At 30.7% G+C, this 505-nt stretch carries 1 protein-coding gene; it reads left to right on the forward strand.

Annotated elements, in window-relative coordinates:
• Positions 1–284 precede the first annotated feature (284 nt).
• Positions 285–505 (forward strand): acyl carrier protein (locus HMPREF9441_RS17260; protein WP_039865679.1); only part of this gene is annotated, 221 nt, incomplete at its 3' end.

A 505-nucleotide genomic window follows, 5' to 3' on the forward strand; every position in this document is an offset into this window, starting at 1 on the left:
TAACACCATTTACGCTGCAAAGGTACAGTTATTTTTTTAATTATCAAAAAAAAGTTTGTTTTGTAGGGTTTTATCTGTTAAAGTAAATTCATAATTTTCGATTGATTTCACCCTTTAAAAGACAAAAAGAAGCTATACTATTGCAGTTAATAACCCCCTGATAATAAACGACTTTGGTATTTTAACATCAAAAAAAAGCACAATATTTGTTCGAAAACGATTGCTATTCAAAAAAAATGCTTACTTTTGCACTCAGTAATTATAGTTATAAAAAAAGAAAAATTATGTCAGACATTGCATCAAGAGTTAAAGCCATTATCGTTGATAAGTTAGGCGTAGACGAAAATGAAGTGAACGCAGAAGCGAGCTTCACTAACGACTTAGGAGCAGATTCATTAGACACTGTAGAGTTGATTATGGAGTTTGAAAAAGAATTTGATATTCAAATCCCAGATGACCAAGCTGAAAATATCCAAACAGTAGGTCAAGCAATCAAATACATTGA

This window comes from Paraprevotella clara YIT 11840, assembly GCF_000233955.1.
GTDB lineage: Bacteria > Bacteroidota > Bacteroidia > Bacteroidales > Bacteroidaceae > Paraprevotella > Paraprevotella clara.